The 19,042-nt window shown below is 63.7% G+C and carries 16 protein-coding genes and 1 tRNA gene; 7 read left to right on the top strand and 10 right to left on the bottom strand.

The features are described from left to right. Positions 1–42: 42 nt before the first annotated feature. The 5 genes from EDC39_RS15280 to EDC39_RS04210 all read left to right on the top strand — a co-directional run bounded on the left by EDC39_RS15280 (position 43) and on the right by EDC39_RS04210 (position 3,437). Positions 43–186, top strand: a complete 144-nt coding sequence (locus EDC39_RS15280) for a hypothetical protein (RefSeq protein WP_187426642.1) — start codon at positions 43–45, stop codon at positions 184–186. 203 nt (positions 187–389) lie between these two features. Further along, positions 390–1,478 (top strand): hypothetical protein, encoded by a 1,089-nt coding sequence (locus EDC39_RS04225; protein WP_148895130.1) that lies wholly within the window; start codon positions 390–392, stop codon positions 1,476–1,478. A gap of 22 nt (positions 1,479–1,500) precedes the next feature. Then, positions 1,501–2,238 carry a futalosine hydrolase gene (mqnB, locus tag EDC39_RS04220; RefSeq protein WP_148895129.1) on the top strand — a complete coding sequence of 246 codons (738 nt, stop codon included), beginning with the start codon at positions 1,501–1,503 and terminating at the stop codon, positions 2,236–2,238. After that, positions 2,231–3,064: a menaquinone biosynthesis family protein gene (locus EDC39_RS04215; protein WP_148895128.1), complete on the top strand. Its 834-nt coding sequence runs from the start codon at positions 2,231–2,233 to the stop codon at positions 3,062–3,064. Before mqnB ends, EDC39_RS04215 begins: the two co-directional genes overlap by 8 nt. Positions 3,065–3,218: 154 nt before the next feature. Continuing rightward, positions 3,219–3,437, top strand: coding sequence for a hypothetical protein (locus EDC39_RS04210; protein ID WP_148895127.1), 219 nt, complete (start codon positions 3,219–3,221; stop codon positions 3,435–3,437). A gap of 235 nt (positions 3,438–3,672) precedes the next feature. On the opposite strand, the gene EDC39_RS04205 is transcribed toward EDC39_RS04210, so the two are convergent. From EDC39_RS04205 to otsB, 10 genes are all read right to left on the bottom strand, one after another. After that, on the bottom strand, positions 3,673–6,549 hold the full coding sequence (locus EDC39_RS04205) for a biotin/lipoyl-containing protein (RefSeq protein ID WP_148895337.1): 2,877 nt from the start codon (positions 6,547–6,549) through the stop codon (positions 3,673–3,675). Between the two features lie 63 nt (positions 6,550–6,612). Further along, entirely contained in the window at positions 6,613–8,337 is a 1,725-nt protein-coding gene (locus EDC39_RS04200; RefSeq protein ID WP_148895126.1) for an acyl-CoA carboxylase subunit beta, read from the bottom strand. Positions 8,338–8,639: 302 nt separating this feature from the next. Next, the gene (serA, locus tag EDC39_RS04195; protein WP_148895125.1) at positions 8,640–10,232 is read right to left on the bottom strand and encodes a phosphoglycerate dehydrogenase; all 1,593 of its coding nucleotides are present in this window, start codon (positions 10,230–10,232) and stop codon (positions 8,640–8,642) included. A gap of 133 nt (positions 10,233–10,365) precedes the next feature. Continuing rightward, positions 10,366–10,839, bottom strand: a complete 474-nt coding sequence (locus EDC39_RS04190; protein ID WP_148895124.1) for a PaaI family thioesterase — start codon at positions 10,837–10,839, stop codon at positions 10,366–10,368. Positions 10,840–10,875: 36 nt separating this feature from the next. Continuing rightward, a complete protein-coding gene (gene serC / locus EDC39_RS04185) occupies positions 10,876–11,964 on the bottom strand; it encodes a 3-phosphoserine/phosphohydroxythreonine transaminase (RefSeq protein WP_148895123.1) in 1,089 nt (362 codons plus the stop codon). Between the two features lie 226 nt (positions 11,965–12,190). Further along, a complete protein-coding gene (locus EDC39_RS04180) occupies positions 12,191–13,522 on the bottom strand; it encodes a DUF1015 domain-containing protein (protein WP_148895122.1) in 1,332 nt (443 codons plus the stop codon). Positions 13,523–13,535: 13 nt separating this feature from the next. Further along, on the bottom strand, positions 13,536–13,814 hold the full coding sequence (locus tag EDC39_RS04175) for a hypothetical protein (RefSeq protein ID WP_148895121.1): 279 nt from the start codon (positions 13,812–13,814) through the stop codon (positions 13,536–13,538). A gap of 20 nt (positions 13,815–13,834) precedes the next feature. Next, complete coding sequence (gene aroF, locus EDC39_RS04170) at positions 13,835–14,866, bottom strand: 3-deoxy-7-phosphoheptulonate synthase (RefSeq protein ID WP_148895120.1); 1,032 nt, start codon at positions 14,864–14,866, stop codon at positions 13,835–13,837. Between the two features lie 374 nt (positions 14,867–15,240). Next, positions 15,241–16,671: an alpha,alpha-trehalose-phosphate synthase (UDP-forming) gene (locus EDC39_RS04165; RefSeq protein ID WP_148895119.1), complete on the bottom strand. Its 1,431-nt coding sequence runs from the start codon at positions 16,669–16,671 to the stop codon at positions 15,241–15,243. Continuing rightward, the gene (otsB, locus tag EDC39_RS04160) at positions 16,671–17,462 is read right to left on the bottom strand and encodes a trehalose-phosphatase (RefSeq protein WP_246140184.1); all 792 of its coding nucleotides are present in this window, start codon (positions 17,460–17,462) and stop codon (positions 16,671–16,673) included. The genes EDC39_RS04165 and otsB overlap by 1 nt, the downstream gene beginning before the upstream one ends. Before the next feature lie 154 nt (positions 17,463–17,616). Between otsB and EDC39_RS04155 the strand changes: the two genes are divergently transcribed. Beyond that, positions 17,617–17,692, top strand: a tRNA-Phe gene (locus tag EDC39_RS04155). Positions 17,693–17,926: 234 nt separating this feature from the next. Beyond that, the gene (locus EDC39_RS04150; RefSeq protein ID WP_148895117.1) at positions 17,927–19,030 is read left to right on the top strand and encodes an LbtU family siderophore porin; all 1,104 of its coding nucleotides are present in this window, start codon (positions 17,927–17,929) and stop codon (positions 19,028–19,030) included. The last annotated feature ends 12 nt before the right edge of the window (positions 19,031–19,042 follow it).

Genomic DNA, 19,042 nt, shown 5'->3' with positions numbered 1-19,042 from the left:
TCTGGAATAAAAAAGGGTTTTATCTCCGCCGATATATCGGAAATGGAAAAAATTGTCAACCATATTAATTTACTAATGGTAAAAAGAATCTCCGCCGTCAGCGTCCAGCAGAACAAGCAGCAGAGCGGCGAATCGACGAAGATTTCCGGCTGCCTGCATGTACAAGCTACATTCGATGCCGCCTGACTTTTTAAGCATCCTTAAAAATTGTCTGGCAATTCGAACTTGCCGTTGCCTTCGCCGGCCAACAAACTGTGACGCAGTTGACACTCTTCGGCAAATCCTCTAACTTGGCGCTATCCGGCTATATGCCGGCAACAACACCGGCCCGGCAGGCGCAACCACCACCAGCCAACGTCTGTCCGGCCGCCTTCCGGAAGGACCCGAACTTGATTCCGACCGCGTTCGATTTTCCCCTCGGCATCCAGCCCTGGCCCCGGGAGCTGAGACATTACGGTCGCAAGCTGGCGGAAGGCTATACGTTCTCCCCCCTGGAGGACTGCTCCGATTCCTACCGGCTGACGGCGATGATCGGCGCAGGGCGGGTGGCGGCCCTTTTTCGCACCTTCGCCCGCACACTGCTGCCTGACGAATCCTTCCTCATTCTCGAATACTACCTCGACGACTGGAGCGGTGACGAGAACGAACAGAGCGAACCGGCCGTCTTCTATTCCCCCTATCTGCCGACCGAAACCCTGCTCAGGGAACTGCACCGCTACCTTCCACGGCTGATTCACGACGGTTTCGTCGGCTTCGGCCTGGCGAACAACCGGCTGGGCATCGAAATCTTCTTTTCCGAAGAGAAGATCTTCACCTGTTTCACCGGTAATCACCTGCAGGCCACCAGCCTCTTCGCCCGGGAGGGGATCCCCCACAATTCCGACCTGGTCTTTCCGGCCGATTTCGGCCATGACCACCTCTCCCTTCAGTGTTACCGGCGCAACGCACTTCCCCCCGAACTCGCCGTCCTGCCGCGCCACGAACTCGACTTTCAGGTCTTCTGCCGGGAGCTGGTCGACCGCCTCGAGATGTACCAGGTCGAGGATGGACTCTCCTTCTACCTCTCGCGCCGGGAACAGGACCTGATCGAACAGCGGCTGCGCCAGCACGAGGAATTCGCCGACTATGCCGACGAGGATTTCGGTGCCATCCTTCTCGACTGGAGCGATTTCGTCGACGAGTGCGACCGCCTGTTCGAGGGCGATCTCTGGGAATACCAGCAGGGGCTGAAACTGCGCGACCTGATTCAGTATGTCATCGAAGGAGTTCCGGCCGGCCTGCGGCAGAAACTCGAAACCATTCTCGACGAACCTGACCGGCGCTTCCGCAAGGCCCTGGTCGATCGACGCAAGCGTCTCGACGCCCCCGGCAACATCACCCTGCGCAGCGAGCGCTTCTGGTACCAGGGCATCATCCGCAACCAGGGTACCAGCCTGCGCCGCGACCTGATCCGCGCCGGATGGTACCAGCCGGCCTGACGCCGCCAGAGTCCTCTCCGTCATGATCGCCCTTTTCGCCGCCATGGAGTTCGAGGCCCGCCAGCTGACCGGCAGACTGACGCCGGCGGGGACGCTGCCCGGCCGTTTTCCGCTCTATCGAGGCCGGCTCGCCGGCCGACGGGTGGAACTGGTTCTGACCGGGCCCGGCAAGGCCAATGCGGCGGCGGCCGCCGCCAGCTACCTGGCAAGCAGTGCAGCAAACGCCTGCCTGCTGTTCGGCTGCGGCGGCGCCTATGCCGGCAGCGGCCTGCAGATCGGCGACCTGGCTCTGGCCGAGTCGGAAATCCTGCTCGACGAAGGGAGCGACTCGCCCGACGGCTTTCTCGACCTGCGGCAGCTCGGCCTGCCGCTGCTGCCGGAAGAGCCGCCCCTGTTCAACCGCATCCCCCTCGACGACAGACTGTTCCGCTTCGGACGCGAGCGGCTGCGGCCGTTCGCGGCAAAGACCGGCCGCGCCTTCGCCGGCGGGCCTTTCGTCACCGTATCCACCTGCACCGGCACCGATCGCCAGGGCGAAACGCGGGCCCGCGCCAGCGACGGCATCTGCGAAAACATGGAGGGTGGTGCCCTGGCGCTGACCGCCCGGCGCTACCGGATTCCACTGCTCGAGCTGCGCGGCATCTCCAACCTCGCCGGACGGCGCGAGCGGCAGAACTGGGATCTGCCCAAGGCCATGGAGATCGCCCAGCAGGCGGTACTGCATCTGCTTGAAACCTGGCCGGGAGACGACGATGACTGATGCTCTGACCCTCGGATTTTCCCCCTGCCCCAACGACACCTTCATCTTCCACGCCCTGGTGCACGGCCTGCTGCCCGACGCGCCGACCGTCAGGGCGCGATTGGAAGACGTCGAGACACTCAACCAGCTGGCGCGCCGCGCCGTTCTCGACTTGACCAAGATCTCCTACCACGCCTTCGGTCACCTGCGCCGCGACTACGTCCTGCTGCGCAGCGGCGGAGCGCTCGGCCGCGGCTGTGGTCCCCTGCTGGTAGCCAGACCCGGCATCGGGATGTCCGACCTGCGGCAGCGGCCGGTCGCCATCCCCGGAGAGCTGACCACCGCCAACCTGCTGCTGCAGCTCTGTGCCGAAGGCTTCGATCAGACGGTCGTCATGCCCTTCGACCGGATCATGCCGGCGGTGGCTGCCGGCCGTTGCGACGCCGGCGTGATCATTCACGAGTCACGCTTCACCTACCAGCGCCATGGTCTGGTCCGCCTGCTCGACCTCGGCCAGTGGTGGGAAGAGGAGACCGGCTGCCCCATTCCCCTCGGCGGCATCCTCGCCCGGCGTGCTCTCGGACCGGATCTGATCCGGCGGGTCGATGCGGCCATCCGCCGCAGCGTCGAACACGCCTTCGCCCATCCCGATGCACCCCGCGCCTATATCCTGTGCCACGCCCAGGAAATGGAAGAAACCGTAGTCGACCGGCACATCGCCCTTTATGTCAACGATTTTTCCCGGGATCTCGGCGACGAAGGCGAAAGGGCGGTTCGCCTGCTGCTGCAAAAGGCCGAAGAACGGGGGCTGATTCCCGCCTGTGACCTGCCGCTGTTCATCGACTGAATCCGGGCACTGTTCCCTCGCCTCCCCCCTTTCTTGCGGCCCATCCGGCAACTGCTAGAATGAAAGAAGATCTTTCCTCGGGCTTTCGGGTACCGGGGCCCTGTCCTCCACCCGCCACCAGCCCCGCCCGGCCCTTCTGACACGGGAGGCTGCCATGCGTTGTCCGGTCTGCAAGAGCCACGAATCGTCCCTCGAACTGAACGTTCACAGCAACGGCCTCGACGAAGAACTGCGCCGTTGCCGGGTCTGCCACACCCTCTGGTCGGTCAATCACGGCAAGATCACCGTCATCGAAGAGCCGCAGCCGAATTCCTTTCTCGAGGCGGGCAGCGAACGGGTCGAGGGGGACGACTACAACTGCACCACCGGCTAGGTAAAACCTGAATCAGCGAGCTCATCACCGGCGGATAGCACACCTCAATTGACCTGCCTGCGTTTCCCAAAAATCACCGGCGGACCTATGGGTGCGCCTAAGATTTTTGAAAAACTCGTTCAGACCAAACACTTGCACTCCCCATTCGGCATGAACCAACTGATTCAGGTAAAAAAAGCGCCCCCGCCGGATTCGACGGGGGCGCTTTTCATCGCAACGAAAAAAGGAAACGGTCTCAGAGTACCGCCTGCAGATACTCCTCGGTGGTGGCGCGGCGCTGCCTTTCCAGCTCCTTCGGATCGACCTCGACGAACTTCTCGTCCGGAGTCACCTTGAAGATCGGCTGCCCCTTCTGCACGATGACGCCGTCAGTGCCGTCGATGAGAATCTTGTCGATGGTGCAGGAGAAGGGCGCCGGAATCTTGTTGAACATCTTCATGACCTCGAGGATGAAGAGAGGCTGCCCCTTCTCCACGTGGTCCCCTTCCTTGACGAAGGGCGGCATGCCGGGCGCTTCCTGGGCGTAGTACATGCCGCCACCCGGGGTGACGATCTCGTCCGCCTTGGTGGCCGGCGGCGGCACCAGCACCTTCTTCATCGCCGCCTGCAGCTCCGGATCGTTCAGGTAGTCGGGGATGGTCACATCCAGGTTGTCCTCGACCCGGAAATCGTAGAAATCGGTCTTCTCGGCGATGAGGAAGAGAATGCCGAGCAGCTCGTTGCCCATCGTGTAGCCGACATGCGCCGAGCGGATGGCCTCCCAGGTCTCCTTGTCGAAGCCGCCCTGCGGCTTCTCCTTGGCCAGGATCTGGTCCAACTTGACGAACTCGTCCTTCGACAGGCCGAACCGCTCCCGCAGCTGGGCGTAGAAGCCGAGCGCGTCGTTGAGCAGATCGCGGTCGTGGGTCCAGATAACCTCGGCCGCAGGCGCGTCCTCGCGCCAGGTCATGTTCAGATACTCGTAGGTCTCCTCGACCATCACCAGCGGGTTGCGCTTCCAGACCACCTTGCCGTTTTCGAGCGAGAAGTTCTTGCGGTTGATGGAGAGCCAGCCCGACAGCAGGTGCGGATCGCCCAGCAGAATCTCCATCGGCCGGGTGAGCAGGGTGCCCTTGCGGTCGAGGGTTTCGGACGCCGCCTTGGCAGCCTCGGGGTCGTCGGCGTAAAGCTTGGCGTAGTGCTTCTTCATGGCGAGAAAGGCATGCACCACGTCGAGCTTGTTCGCCTCTTCCTTCAGCTTGCCGACCAGGGTCAGGTAGGGAACGACGAACCGGGTGGTCGGCTTGGCCATGACATTCCAGCCGAGAAACCAGTTGACCAGACCGTAGTGGAACTCGAGGTTGGTGGCCAGGTTGGTGCCACGCAGGGTGGTACAGCGCAGCACCTTGGCCAGGTGCTCGTAGGCGGCCTGACGGTCGTCGCCCTTGGTCAGCAGCAGGGCGATGTTCGAGTCGTAGGCGCCGGCGAGATGGTAGCGCATGAACAGGCCAGTGTCCGGATTGGAAATGCAGATTCCCTGGTCGTCGCGGATTTCACCTTCGATCGGCTTCGACCAGTAGCGGATGACACCGCCGGCGCTCGGCGACAGCGAGTCATCGGTGGCATTCAGACGCGCCTCGACGCCGGCGCCGAAACGGGGAATCCGCTCGGGGCGCGGCAGGCGGTCCTTGTGCATGGCGAGCAGGGCCATGGCCTCGACCAGCGACTCGACGATGAAGTAATCCTCGGGATCGTCGGGATTGGTGAACTTGAGGCTGTAGACCAGCTCGGTGACCCGGTGCTCGACCTGGATGCGGGTGTTGACCTCCATGAAGTAGTGCCGGTCGCGATCGACGATGCACTCGAAGGTCGAGGCCGAGTCGAGGCCGACGGCGACGCCGAAGCGCTCCGACTCCTCCTCCATCCGCTTGAGCACCTTCAGGTCGGTCTCCAGCGCCTTGACCTGCTCGGTCAGACCGGCCTTCTTCGCCTTCTCGATCTCGAGCTGCAGCCCTTCCTGGGTAACCGACACCTCGAGCAGCTTCTGCTCGTGCATCTGCAGCGAGCAGTCGCGGCCGCCGAGGGCGATGCACCAGGTGCCGTTGCCGAGCATCTGGATCTCGTTGTGCCGGGTCTGCTCGATGTTCAGCTCGATCAGCACGTTCTTGTTGTCACCGACGCCGTTGGCCTTGACCTCGAGCAGCACTTCGCGCACCAGCTCGGGCGCCTCGGCGGCGGCCTTGGCGATATCGGCGTCGGTCGGGTTCTTCTTGGTCAGCATCGAGGCCCCGAGAATCCGCTGGCCCTTGCCGCCGCCACCGCCGATCGCCTTGAGGCGGATGCGGGAACCGGGATACTGGCGGAACATGGCGGCACACTCCTTCTCCACCTGGGCGCAGAGCTCCTCGATGGAGAAGAGGTCGATGCCCTTCTCGTAGGAGGCGGCGAGAATGTGATCGGCCAGCTCCTCCAGCGAAAGGCTCTCGTCGGCGAGCACCTTCTCGTCGCAGTCCAGCCCCTGGGCCTTGACCAGCGCCAGCAGCGCCTCGCGGTCGGGATACTTGCTCACCAGGGTGCGGGCAGTGACATTGTCGATGCCCGGCGTGACCGAGACGTCGACCTGCAGGGCGGTCCGCTTGGCCTCGTCCTTCTTGCCGGCGGCGCGCTGGGTGGCGGCGCAGGGGCCGATGAACATCAGGCCGGCGTCCTCGATCGCCTGAACGAACTCGTCATCCTCGGCCATGAAGCCGTAACCGGCGAAAACGGCGTTGTAGCCGTTGTCGAGGGCAATGCCGATGATCTGCTGGATGCGCTGGACGCGCTCTTCCTTTGTGGCACCGGTATAGTCCGGCACCCGGTGGACGCGGCTGTTGTCGGTCAGCTTGCGCAGCTCCGGCGACAGGGCGTTGGGATAGACGATGGAATCCTTCTCCGACAGCAGGATGCCGTAATGGGTGATTCCCATCTCCTCGTAGACAGTCATCGCCTCCATGCGGATCGGTCCGCGGCAGACGATCAACGGCTTGAGGTCTTCGCAGGAAAAGGAACGGACCCAGGCCGAAGGCGACTTGCCCAGTCGGCGGTCGCGGTGAATCAACGGATTGTTCATATAGTAATCGGTCGTCTGTGCCATAGCTGTCATCTCCACGTCGAAATCTCTGTTGGCTTTCATCTTCAATCCTGCTCCATCTTCTTCTTAATGGAACTCGCGCTGGACATCCTGCCAGGCGCTCGGCTTGTAGTGGCGCAGCAGGAAGTGGAGATTCTCGCCAAGAACCTTGCGCAGGTCGGTCGGCATGACGATGGAGGAGATGGAGCCAAGGGCCAGACCCTCCTTGGGATTCATCAGTTCCTTTTCGTAGCGCTGGTTGAGCAGGGTCTCCTGCTCCTTGAGCCATTCGGCCGCTTCCGCCTCGGCGTCCTTCTTGGCCGCCTCGCCGTCCATGCCGGCCTTGATCCGCTCGGCTGTCCCTTCGGCGATACGCTGCTTGATCGACCCGCGGATCTTGCGCAGCTCGTTCTTGTAGACGAACTCCTTGCCGGCCGGCCCCATGACCGCCAGCCGGGTGGTGGGCAGGGCAAGGACCAGGTCGGCACCGGTCGGATAGTTGTTGTAGGAGGCGTAGGCACCGCCAAAGGCGTTGCGCAGAATCAGCAGAATGCGCGGCGTCCGCACGTCGATGATGGCATCGAGCATCGAACGGCCGGCCTGAACGATGCCGCGGGCCTCCTGCTCGCGGCCGGGGAGGAAGCCGGTGGTGTCCTCCATGAAGATCAGCGGAATGTTGTAGATATTGCAGAAGCGCACGAAGCGGGCGATCTTCAGGGCCGAGTCGCAGTCGATCTGGCCGGAGGCGACCGCCGAGTTGTTGGCGACGAAGCCAACCACATGGCCGCCGAGCCGGCCGAAGGCGGTGATCGCCTCCCGGGCGCGGGTGGGCTGGATCTCGAAATAGTCGCCGTGGTCGCAGATCTGCTGGATGATGATCGAGACGTCGAACGGGGTGTTGAACCCGGTCGGCGAGTTGAAGGCCTTTTTCAGCAGGGTGTTGATCTCCCAGGTCTTGCGGTCCAGCGGGTCGCTGGTCGGCTGGTAGGGTGCCATGCTGTGGTTGTTGTCCGGGATGTAGCTGAGCAGGCGCAGGGCCGTGCGCAGGGCCGCCACCTCGTCGGGCACGGTGAGATCGGCGACCCCGGAGGCGCCGTGCACCTTGGGACCGCCCAACTCGTCGGGGGTGATGTCCTCGCCGAGCACCGACTTGACGACACCGGGGCCGGTCAGGCCGAAGAAGGTGTCGTTCGGCTGGATGACGAAGCTGCCCTGGCGCGGCAGGTAGGAGCCGCCGCCGGCGTTGAAGCCGAACATGCACATGATGGTCGGCACCACGCCGCTGATCTTGCGCAGGGCGGTGAAGGCCTCGGCGTAACCGTCGAGCCCGCCGACCCCGGCCGGAACGAAGGCGCCGGCCGAGTCGTTCATGCCGATCAGCGGAATGCCCTTCTCGCCGCACATGGTGAACAGCCGGGCCAGCTTGCGGCCGTTGGTGGCGTCGATGGAGCCGGCCCGGACGGTGAAGTCGTGGCCGTAGATGCCGACATCGCGGCCGTTGATATTGAGAATGCCAGTCACCAGGGAGGCACCGTCGAGGTTCCTGCCCCAGTTCTGGAACAGGATGTTGGGCTCGGCCTGGGTCAGAACCTTGATCCGCTCCCAGACGGTCATCCGCTTCTTGAAGTGCTGCTTCTCGACCTGGGCGACGGGCACCGACTTGATCGGCCGCTGGATCAGCTCCAGGCCCTCCTTCATCACCTCTTCGTACGGACCGGCCTCGCCCGCAATTTCGCCGGGAATGTTGAAATCGACTTCTTCAGGCGGTGCCAGGGGGTTTTTCAAACAGGGCTTGATTGCTTTTTCGGACATGACAGCTTCCTTCTGCAGTCTGAGTCTGGGCCGCCGGCAGAAACCGGCGGCGGTTGCCGGTCAAACCGGTCCCGAACCGGCGGGACCTCTCCCCATGAGATAAAACATCTTTTTACGGACCGGGATAAAAAACCAGAAAACGCAGGGATTTGTCAAGGAGATATTTACTCACAGTAAAAATGCATCAGGGATTTTAAAACGGCAATATTCAGGGCACCGAACCGGCATCTAAAGCACGAAACCCCGCCCGGAAAACGGCCGGGCGGGGTTTCGAAGACAGCGGATCAGCAACCGACAACGGCTCAGCGCCGCAGGTGGACGGCGCGCAGATAGTCGGGCTGTACCTCCTGGACGATACGCTCCAGAGTCGCTTCGTCGGCGGGCGAATCGATGGAAAAGACGACCAGCGCCTTGCCCCCCTTCTCGCGGCGGCCCAGAGTCATGTTGCCGATATTGACGCCGGCGTCGCCGAGGATGGTGCCGATCTTGCCGATCAGCCCCGGCCGGTCCTGGTAGCTGAGCACCAGCATGTGCTCCTCAGGGCAGAAGTCGACATCGAAGTTGCGCATCTTGACGATCTTCGGCCGTCCTTCGAACAGGGTGCCGGCAATGACCCGGGTTCCGGTCGGCGTTTCAAGAGTGAGGGTCACCATGCTGGAATAGGATTCGGCTTCAGTGGTCCGCACCGCTTCCACCTCGATTCCCATCTCGCGGGCGACCAGGCTGGCGTTGACCAGGTTCACTTCCTGATCGGTATGCCGGTCGAGCAGGGCCGCCAGACCGCAGACGGTCAGCGGCGAGCAGTCGTAGCGGGCCAGCTTGCCGCTGTAGGTGAAGATCACCTTGTTCGGATTGGCCGGCGCCAGCTGGGAGATGAAATCGCCGATCGTCTCCACCAGCGCCATGTAGGGCTTCATGTGCTCCATCAGATCGGGATCGAAGCGCGGAATATTGACCGCGTTCTCCAGCGGTTTGCCGTCGAGATAGTTGAGGATTTCCCGGCAGACGTCGATGGCGACGTTCTTCTGCGCCTCGAAGGTGTTCGCTCCCAGGTGCGGCGTCACCACCATCTTCGGATGGCTGATCAGCTGCTTGAGCAGCTCGCCCTTCGGCGGTTCCTCGCTCCAGACGTCGAAAGCCGCTCCGGCCACCCGGCCGCTCTCAAGCGCCTCGAGGGTGGCCGCCTCATCATAGACGCCGCCGCGCGCGCAATTGATGATAATCACCCCCTGCTTCATGCGGGCGAACTGCTCCGGGCCGATCATGCCCCGGGTCTCGTCGTTGAGCGGCGTGTGCACGGTGATGACGTCGGAAAGCCGCAGCAGATCGTCGAGTTCGACCAGGCGGGTGCCGAAATCCTCGGCCCGCTTCTCCGAAATGTAGGGGTCGTAGACCACCACATCCATCTCGAAAGCGCGGGCGCGCAGGGCGACCCGACCGCCGACCTTGCCCAGACCGATGACACCGAGGGTCTTGCCCTTGAGCTCGTAGCCGGTAAAGGGGGCGCGCTGCCATTCTCCGGATTTGAGGCTGGCATTGGCCCGGGTGACGTTGCGGCAGAGCGTCAGCAGGATGGCCATGGTGTGCTCGGCCGCCGAGTTGGTGTTGCCGAACGGCGCGTTGACCACGATGATGCCGCGCTGGCTGGCGGCCTCGACATCGACGTTGTCGATACCAACCCCGGCGCGGGCGATGATCTTCAGCCGGCCGGCGGCCTCCAGCAGGGGGACGTCCACCCGGGTGCCGCTGCGGGTGATGATGGCGTCGTACTCACCGATGACCTCCCGCAGCTGGTCGGCCGACAGATTCAGCCTGACATCGACACTGACCCGGGGATCATCCTCGAGCAGTTGCAGGCCACTTTCCGAAACCTCGTCCGTAACGATGACTTTCATCTTGCATTCTCCAAAGGCAATTGCCCGCACACGACAAACAGCGCCGGAGGCGCGATTCTAGGCCCCGACAAAGAGTTCTGTCAACCGGTATACCGGCTCACAGCCACCACCTGCTTCGGGATTTGGCGGCTGTTCAGCCCAGCTGCCGCCTCTGCTCCTCGGGCAGGGTGATGCAGAGACAGTCGGCCTCGGCAAAGATCCTGTCGCCGAGCACGATGCGCCCCCGCACCGAAATCTTGCGGCCGGCGGCGGCCACGACCTCGCTGTCGACCTGAACCACGGTCTGCAGGGGAAGCAGGTGGCGGAAATGGATATTGAGATTGCCGACGACGATCGGATAGCCGGCCGCCCAGGCGGCCAGTCCCAGCACCTCGTCGAGCACCGCGGCGATGCTGCCGCCGTGGGCATGTCCCGGCGGCCCCTCGGTTTCCGGTCCGAACCAGACCCGAGCGACGAGTTCGCCGCTTGCGTTGCGGAAATAGCGCATGCGAAAACGGTTCCCGGTCCGGTCACCGGAAACGAAACGAAGAGAAGCACCCACCAGGGCTGGAGCATCGAAAGGCTCCCAGCCCGGTTCGCCGTCCATGTTCAGCTGAATGTCGGTCATATCCAGATCATCCTTCCTTCCGGCGCCCGCGGCCGCTCAGCCGTTGCGCCGCTCAAAATCGGTCATGAAGTCGGCCAGCGCCTCCACCCCCTGCAGCGGCATGGCATTGTAGATCGACGCCCGGATGCCGCCGACCGCCCGGTGCCCCTTCAGGGCGTAGAGTCCGGCCGCCGACGCCTCCTGCAGAAACCGCCGTTCCAGCTCGTCGTCGGGCAGATGAAAGACCACATTCATCATCGAGCGATGCTCGGGCCGGGCGAAGGGGCGGTAGAAATCGCTGGCGTCGAGCAGCCGGTAGAGGCGGTCGGCCTTCTTCCGGTTGCGTCGTTCCATCTCGGCAAGCCCTCCTTCGTCGCGAATCCATTCGAGCACGCACCTGACAACATAGACGGCGAAAGTGTTGGTGGTGTTGGTCAGGGAATCGTCCGCCGCGGCACGATCGTAGTTGAGCAGCAGCGGGGTGCGCTCGTCGGCATGGCCGAGCAGGTCCTCGCGCACGATCACCAGTGCCATGCCCGAAGGGCCGAGATTCTTCTGCAGCCCGGCGTAGACCAGGCCGAAGCGGCTGAAATCGAGCTGCCGGGAAAGGATTTCCGAAGTCTGGTCGGTGACCAGCGGCACGCCGCCGGCCTCGGGGAATTCCCGCCACTGGGTGCCGAAGACGGTATTGTTGCTGGTCAGATGCAGATAGGCGGCATCCTGCTCGATGGCCTCGGCCGGGACCTCGGGCAGCCGGTCGTAATTGGTTTCGGCGCTGGAGGCGATGACCCGCACGTCGGCGAAGGGCCGGGCGTCGCTCGCCGCCAGGCGGGAGAAATTGCCGCTTTCCACATAGAGGCACTTGCGCGAAGGGGACCGGCCTGCCAGATTCTGCGGCAGAGCCGCGAACTGCATGCGGGCGCCGCCATGGATAAAAAGGATCCGGTAGCTGTCGGGCAGGCCGGTCAGCTGCCGGAAAAAGGCCTTGGCCTCGTCGAGAACGGCTTGAAACTCCTTCGAGCGATGGCTGATCTCGATGACCGAGACCCCCATGCCGTTGTAGTCGAGCCATTCGTCCCGAATCCGCTCCATCACCGGCCGCGGCAGCATCGCCGGCCCGGCACCGAAATTCCATACCTGTGACATTTCTCGTATTGGCTCCTGTGATGAACTCGGAAAACCTGCAACCTCTCCAGCAAGACTCGCGTCCGTTCGCTTGAGCTCACTCAAGACGCGGAGATGCAGAGCCCGTCCTTTCGGGAGTTCGCCGTATCCGCCATTGAACGGTTTTCCCTTCCGGATCTTCTTCGCGGCTCTGCGGCTCTGCGCGCAAATCTTGTTCGCGCCCTGGTGTCCCCATGCTGAAAACGCTCTATTTTATGCTGCGGCACTCCAGATAGAACCGCTTCTCGTCGGCCTCCCCCATGGAGAAGGTCTTGCGCGGCAGGGCGCCGTCGAGAACGATGCTGCGAAAAAGTTCGAACTTGGAGATGGCCGGCAGGTAGAAACCGACGCAGCCCGGCCGGGAACCGAGCCGGGTCACCACCTCGTCGCCGTGGATATAGTCGATCCGCCCGCCGCCGGCCTCCAGCTCCCGGTCGAGAAAGGCCTGCAGGGTACCGACCGCGAGACTGCTCGGAGCGCCGTCCACCTCGATCAGTCCGAAACGGTCGCCGGCGACAAAGGCGAAGCGCTGCGTCGCCGCCTCCTCAGCCAGCGCCTGCCGCACCTGGCCGGCATCGGCCAGCACGCTCTGCCGAACACGACAGCCCTGCTGTTGCAGGGAAGCGCCCAGGCGCGCCAGCAGCGCCTCGGGATCGACGTCGAACACCACCCGATGGATCGCCTCAAACTCCAGGCCTGGATCGTGCAGGTTGACCAGCTCCACCAGCGCCCAGCGTGCCGGGTGGTCCATCACCTGTCGCGGGTCGTCGGCCTCGGCCTTGGTCTGTTCCCAGATCGCCTTGGCCGTGGCGAAGGAATGATTGCCGTCTCCCATGGCATAGAGGAGGGGAGCCCGCCCCTCGACCCGGTAGCGGGCGGTGAAAGTTTCGGGCTCGGCCAGGCGCGCCAGGGCGCGGCCGACCTGCTGCAGCAGCCGCGGCTCGCTCACCTGCCAGCCGCGCAGATGTCCGCCGCCAGCCATCAGTTCTAAATCGTACAGCCGGGGAAGCTCCTCCGCGAACAGGGGCTCGATGACCGTCCGCCCGGGATCGTCGATCAGCACCATGATGTGCGGCAGTTCCAGGCAGGCGTCCTGCCGCACCTTGATCCGGGGCGGCAGACGGTCGAGGATGGTCCCCTCGGTGGCGCGGATAAGGCTGTCGGCGCCGGCCCGGTAGTCGTAGGCTTCGAGATCGAGGGCGACCATCAGCCCCTTGCGCGAGGGTGTCCGCGCCGTAGCCCGGTCGAGCAGCACGAAACCGGCCGGCAGCCGGCGCAGCACGCCGGCATCGAGGTAGTCGCGCATGGTCCGGTTGATGGCGGCGATCCGCGCCTCGCTCCCGGGCTGTTCGAGATAGACCTCGGGAAAGATCATCTTCAGGGTCGAAGGGGCGTCGCCGACCTCCTGTTCGACCCGCTGCCAGTAGTCAGGCTGCGAGGTGTACTGGTCACAGGCGATCACCGCCCAGCGCCTCAGATCGACCTCCGGGGCGGGGATGAGAATGTCGGGAACCTTGAGTCCGATCGCGGAGAAATCCATGGTTTGCGCTGTCCTATTTGATCCGTTTCAGGTGCGATGCGCCGCCCTCGGGCTGCGGCTTGCCGGCCGGCGCGGCCGGTCCCTCTTCCTGGTCGCCGGCTGGGGCTTCGCCGATGGTCGGCAGGGTACCTTCGGCCAGCATGCGGCCGATGCCCTCGGCGACGGCCAGACACTGCTTCATGCAGACCCGGCGGGCGGGGCAGCTTTCGCAGTCCGCCTCGCCGCCGGCCGCGCGCAGGGCGTGCACGACCAACTCGACACTCTCCAGCTGGTTCAGGGGAATGAAATACATCTCCTTCTCCTTTCGCGCCGTCAGTCGGCCCCGTTCAGGGTGCGGCCGGCGGCGTCGGTGAAGGCCGCCAGCCGGGTCATCATCTGCCGGAAATCTTCGGGCCGCAACGACTGCGGTCCGTCACTGGCGGCATCCTCCGGATGCGGATGCACCTCGACGATCAGCCCGTCGGCTCCGGCCGCCGCCGCCGCGTAGCACATGGGAGGCACCAGGTGGGCGTGTCCGGTGGCGTGCGACGGGTCGACGATGACCGGCAGGTGGGTCTGGTTCTTGAGCACCGGAACCGCGGCGATATCGAGGGTGTTGCGGGTCGCTGTCTCGAAGGTGCGAATGCCCCGCTCGCAGAGGATCACCCGCCGGTTACCCTCGGCGAGAATGTATTCGGCGCTCATCAGGTATTCCTGGATGGTCGTCGACATGCCGCGCTTGAGCAGGATCGGCTTGTCGAGCTGGCCGAGCATCTTCAGCAGGGCGAAGTTCTGCACGTTGCGGGCGCCTACCTGCATGACGTCGGCATAGCGGGCTACCAGTTCGACATCCCGCGGGTTGACCACCTCGGTCACGACCGGCAGGCCGGTCTCTTCGCGCGCCAGCGCCAGCAGCTTCAGCCCTTCCTCTTCCAGCCCCTGAAAGGCGTAGGGCGAGGTGCGCGGCTTGAAGGCACCGCCCCGCAGCAGCCGGGCGCCGGCGGCCTTGACCGCCCTGGCGGTCTCCAGAATCTGCGACTCGCACTCCACCGAACAGGGGCCGGCCATGACCACGAACTCTTCACCTCCGACCACCAGCCCCGGGACGATTTCGACCAGGGTCGGCTCGGGCTTGACCTCGCGGCCAGCCAGCTTGTAGGGCTTGAGGATCGGCACCACGCTTTCGACCCCGGGCAGGGTCTGCAGGGTCTGCAGTACCGCCTTGCCCCGCTCGTCACCGACGGCGCCGACGACATTGCGGGTCGTGCCGTGAATGACGTGCGGCTTGTAGCCGAGCTCGCGGATCCTTTTTTTGACCTCCGCCAGCTCCTTCCTGCCGGCGCTGGACTTCATGACGATGATCATTCCTTCACTCCGTTCCGGTCGATGGCGGGTGGACGTTCGCCCATGGGCTTCGCCTCCCGCCTTCCTTCGTCCATCGACCAGAAACGAAAAAACCACGGGAGGCCGCATCCGGTCTGCCCATGGTTTCCTGATTGTGTCGCGGGGAATCGCCTATCCGAAAGTCACAACCGGCCCAGAGGCAGACGGTTCGAAAAAAACCAGCTGCCAAAAAAGAAAAACGAAAACCGGAAGGACCAGTGCATCATCGGTGACGAAACTCCCCTGTTCGGAATCAGCGCCGCGTCGATTCCGGCCGGTCCGAAAATCCGGCCAGTCTTGACTGATTCAGCTTTTGTTAAGTAACAGATACGCTGGCAAATGGCAAGCAAAAGCTCTCAGGACACCCGGCCGGCGGCGACCAGGTCCTGCAGAAAACGGCCGACCCAGCGATGTACGTCGTTGCGCCGCAGATCCTGCCGCAAACGGCGCATCCGCTGCTGTCGCTCCTCGAGGGGCATGTGGAAGGCCTTGCAGATCGCCTCGGCCGTTCCGTCGACATCATAGGGATTGACCAGCAGCGCATCCGTTCCCATCTGGTCGGCGGCGCCGGCGAACTCGCTCAGAATCAGGACGCCGTTGTTGTCGATGGAGCAGGCGCAGTATTCCTTGGCGACCAGGTTCATGCCGTCGCGCAGCGGAGTGATCAGGGCGATTTCGCTCGCCCGGTAGTGGGCCAGAAGCTGGACCGAGTCGAGGGAGCGGTACTGGTAGTGGATCGGCACCCAGCCCGATTCGGCGAAGCGGCTGTTGATGCGGCCGACCTCGCGATCGAGCAATTCCTTGTGCCGCTGGTATTCAGGCACCAGGGTGCGGCTGGGAACGACGATCTGCAGCAGGGAGCTGCGGCCGCGCATCTCCGGACAGATCTCCAGCGCCCGCTCGAAGGCGAGAAACCGCTGCTGCAGCCCCTTGGTGTAGTCGAGCCGGTCGATGCCGAGAATCAGCTGCCGCCCCCTGAGATTTTCGTGCAGGAACCAGGCGGCCTCGTCCACTTCCTTGGCCCGCGCCCGCCTTTCGAAATCGGCGACATCGATGCTGATGGGAAAGTTGCCGGCCCGCACCACCCGGTCCCGGTACTGCAGCAGGGTGTGGTAGCGCTTGCGGGCGATGATCTGTACATCGTCCAGCAGATTGACGCTGTTGACGAAGTTGCGCCGGTCGCGCAGGGTCTGGAAGCCGATCAGATTGTACTCCAGCAGCCCGCGCAGCAGGGGCTCCTTCCAGGGCAGCCGCCGCAGCAGGTCGGGCGACGGAAATGGAATGTGCAGAAAGAACCCGAGATTGTTGCGGCAGCCGAGCCGGCGCAGCTCGGCGCCGACCAGAATCAGCTGGTAGTCGTGCACCCAGACCAGGTCATTGTCGCCGACCTGGCGGGACATCACCTCGGCGAAGCGACTGTTGACCCGCTGATAGTCCTGCCAGGTCGAGCTGCGGAACTGGCAGTGACCGAGCAGGTCATGAAAGAGGGGCCAGAGGGTCTCGTTGGAAAATCCGTGATAGAAACCGTCGACATCCTTCCCGTCGAGCGGCACCGGAATCAGCCGGTAGCCGCGGCGCTCTCCGAACTGGTCGAGCAGGGCCTCGACCGGCGCCTCCCCGCCGCAACCGGGCCAGCCCGTCCAGACGCCACTGTTGGCGCGAACGACCGGCTCCAGCGCCGTCACCAGTCCTCCCGATCCCGGCGCCACCTCCCAGCGATCCTCGTCCTGCCGGATCACGGCGGGCAGCCGGTTGGAAACAACCACCAGACGATGTCCTGCCAGCATCACTCAGTCCCTCCCGCAACAAGCAGTTTCTTCCAGTCGTCGAGAAAACGCAAAAGCCCGTTCGGCGGCCTAATCCACCAGGTCGCCCGCGTCGGCCGCACCTCTTCGCGCACCAGGATGCCCTGGCCGCGACCTTCCAGCGCGGCAAAGGCGTCCTCGTCGGTCAGGTCGTCCCCCAGGTAGACGACGCAGACCGAAGGCGGCTCCTCGGCCAGAAGGTCGCGCACCACGCTTCCCTTGTCCCGCCCCGGACAGCGCAGTTCCAGTCCGCCGTCGAAGGGGTGCAGCTCCAGCAGATATCGCTCCGCCAGCTCTCCGAGAAGCCTGCGGGCACCGACCTGCAGGCGCTCCCGCTCGCCCCCGTCCAGCCCGCGCCAGTGCACCGCCACCGAAAACGGTTTGCGCTCGACGGCATGCGGCGGGCAGCCGATGCCCTCCAGCGCAGCCGCCTCGACCAGGGCACGCCGCCAGCTCTGCGGCAATCCGGGAGACTCGAGCCGACCTTCGGCCCGCAAACGCTCCCAGCCATGACAGCCCCAGATTTCCGGCAGGCGGGGAAGCCGCAACAGCCGGGGAATATCGGCGACCGGCCGGCCGGTGACGATCACGGTGCGGCAGTTCTCGGCGGCAATGATCGACTCCAGCCGCCCCTCGACACCGGGATGGGGAAAGGCCCGGTCACGCTCGGCGACAAAGGGCGCCAGGGTTCCGTCGTAGTCGAGCAACAGCAGATAGCGGTCATGGTTCCGGACGGCCCGCCAGAAAGCGGCAGGCAGCCCGGGCTCCGGCATGTTCGACAACGGAAACTCCCTTCAACGTCTTGAAAGCACTGTGGACACGGGTGCAAGTCTACCATATTTTTGCAGCAATCCCGGCAACCTGCGTACCGCATCATTTTTCCTTGACAGCCCGGGGCCCCTTTGGCTATAAACGGGTCTCTGCTTCGCCCAGGTAGCTCAGTCGGTAGAGCAGAGGACTGAAAATCCTCGTGTCGGCAGTTCGATTCTGTCCCTGGGCACCACGCCATCATCAAGCCCCCGCGATACCGACCGCGGGGGCTTCGTTTTTTCATCCCCCTGCACACAAACCAAAACCACCCTGTGGCCCTTTCACGGCCATCCGTAACACGAAATCTTAGATTTGTCACACTTTTGGGGTTGACATCCGCCTTCGGGCCTCCTATGGTGTTACAAATTTTTATTTTCGTAACACTGAACGCCCCTCAATATCCAGACCATCAAAGGAGCACCGCAACATGAAGCGCATTCTGTCTCTTGCGACTTTTCTGCTGATCATCTCGACCCTGCCGGCACTGGCCGCCCATCCGGACACCAAATCCGAGATCGAAAGCCTCAAGGAACGGATCCGGTCCCTGGAATCGAGACTGGGAGAGGAACAGGAGCCCGCCGAGGAAGCTCCCTTCACTCTCTCCGCGCTCGGCAAGCACCTCAGCATCGGCGGCCTGCTCGAACTCGAGGCAAGCCTCGAAAAAACCGAGGGAGAAACGGAAAACAGCGACCTGACCCTGGCCACCGCCCAGCTTTCGCTGGAAACCGAAATCAACGAAAACCTCGGCGGCCATGTCATCCTGCTTTACGAAGAAGATCCCGACAATCCGGACGACGAAACGCTCAAGGTCGATGAAGCGGTCATCAGTCTCGCCTGCCCGAACAGGCTTGCCGGCATGACCCCGACCCTGCAGGCCGGAAAGCTCTATCTTCCCTTCGGCAACTTCAACAGCCACCTGATCAGCGATCCGCTGACGCTCGAACTCGGCGAAACCAGCGACACCGCCGCAATCTTCGGTCTGGAGGGCGAGACCACGAACCTGAGTCTCGGCGTTTTCAACGGTGCCGTCGACACCGACAATGACAGTATCGACACCGTAGTGGTTTCCGCCACCTTCCAGCCGGAAGAGACCTTCGGCTTCGGCCTTTCCTGGATCAGCGACCTGGCGGAAAGTGACAACGGCCTGGTCGCCGACAAAACCCTCTACGGCTCGGCCGTTCCCGCCGCCGCCGCCTACCTTTCCGCCGTCTTCGGACAGTTCGATTTCGAGGCCGAAATTCTCGGCGCCCTGGACAATTTCGATCGGCCCCTGGTAGGACTGTCCGAACTGACCGGCAACCGGCCCCTGGCCTGGAACCTGGAGGCGGCCTGGATGCCGAACGACCGCACGCAGCTTGCCGTTCGGGCGGAAGGCGCCCGGGACTTCCAGGATGATGTCAGGCGGTATGGAATCGCCGGTTCCTACGGCATTTTCCCGCACGCCGTCCTGGCTCTCGAATACCTCTACGCCGACCCGGACGCCGAGGCGAAAAGCCACTCTCTGACCGGCCAGCTGGCCTTTGAATTCTGAACCGGCAACCCG

The organism is Geothermobacter ehrlichii (assembly GCF_008124615.1).
GTDB classification, from domain to species: domain Bacteria; phylum Desulfobacterota; class Desulfuromonadia; order Desulfuromonadales; family Geothermobacteraceae; genus Geothermobacter; species Geothermobacter ehrlichii.
This window is presented reverse-complemented; position numbering and strand designations above follow the sequence as displayed.

What these genes read in the sequence shown, in the direction of transcription:
- EDC39_RS15280 (WP_187426642.1), top strand. Translation starts at nt 43, where the DNA reads ATGGAAAAAATTGTCAACCATATTAATTTACTAATGGTAAAAAGAATC.
- mqnB (WP_148895129.1), top strand. Translation starts at nt 1,501, where the DNA reads ATGATCGCCCTTTTCGCCGCCATGGAGTTCGAGGCCCGCCAGCTGACC.
- EDC39_RS04215 (WP_148895128.1), top strand. Translation starts at nt 2,231, where the DNA reads ATGACTGATGCTCTGACCCTCGGATTTTCCCCCTGCCCCAACGACACC.
- EDC39_RS04210 (WP_148895127.1), top strand. Translation starts at nt 3,219, where the DNA reads ATGCGTTGTCCGGTCTGCAAGAGCCACGAATCGTCCCTCGAACTGAAC.
- EDC39_RS04205 (WP_148895337.1), bottom strand. Translation starts at nt 6,549, where the DNA reads ATGGCACAGACGACCGATTACTATATGAACAATCCGTTGATTCACCGC.
- EDC39_RS04200 (WP_148895126.1), bottom strand. Translation starts at nt 8,337, where the DNA reads ATGTCCGAAAAAGCAATCAAGCCCTGTTTGAAAAACCCCCTGGCACCG.
- serA (WP_148895125.1), bottom strand. Translation starts at nt 10,232, where the DNA reads ATGAAAGTCATCGTTACGGACGAGGTTTCGGAAAGTGGCCTGCAACTG.
- EDC39_RS04190 (WP_148895124.1), bottom strand. Translation starts at nt 10,839, where the DNA reads ATGACCGACATTCAGCTGAACATGGACGGCGAACCGGGCTGGGAGCCT.
- serC (WP_148895123.1), bottom strand. Translation starts at nt 11,964, where the DNA reads ATGTCACAGGTATGGAATTTCGGTGCCGGGCCGGCGATGCTGCCGCGG.
- EDC39_RS04180 (WP_148895122.1), bottom strand. Translation starts at nt 13,522, where the DNA reads ATGGATTTCTCCGCGATCGGACTCAAGGTTCCCGACATTCTCATCCCC.
- EDC39_RS04175 (WP_148895121.1), bottom strand. Translation starts at nt 13,814, where the DNA reads ATGTATTTCATTCCCCTGAACCAGCTGGAGAGTGTCGAGTTGGTCGTG.
- aroF (WP_148895120.1), bottom strand. Translation starts at nt 14,866, where the DNA reads ATGATCATCGTCATGAAGTCCAGCGCCGGCAGGAAGGAGCTGGCGGAG.
- EDC39_RS04165 (WP_148895119.1), bottom strand. Translation starts at nt 16,671, where the DNA reads ATGCTGGCAGGACATCGTCTGGTGGTTGTTTCCAACCGGCTGCCCGCC.
- otsB (WP_246140184.1), bottom strand. Translation starts at nt 17,462, where the DNA reads ATGCCGGAGCCCGGGCTGCCTGCCGCTTTCTGGCGGGCCGTCCGGAAC.
- EDC39_RS04150 (WP_148895117.1), top strand. Translation starts at nt 17,927, where the DNA reads ATGAAGCGCATTCTGTCTCTTGCGACTTTTCTGCTGATCATCTCGACC.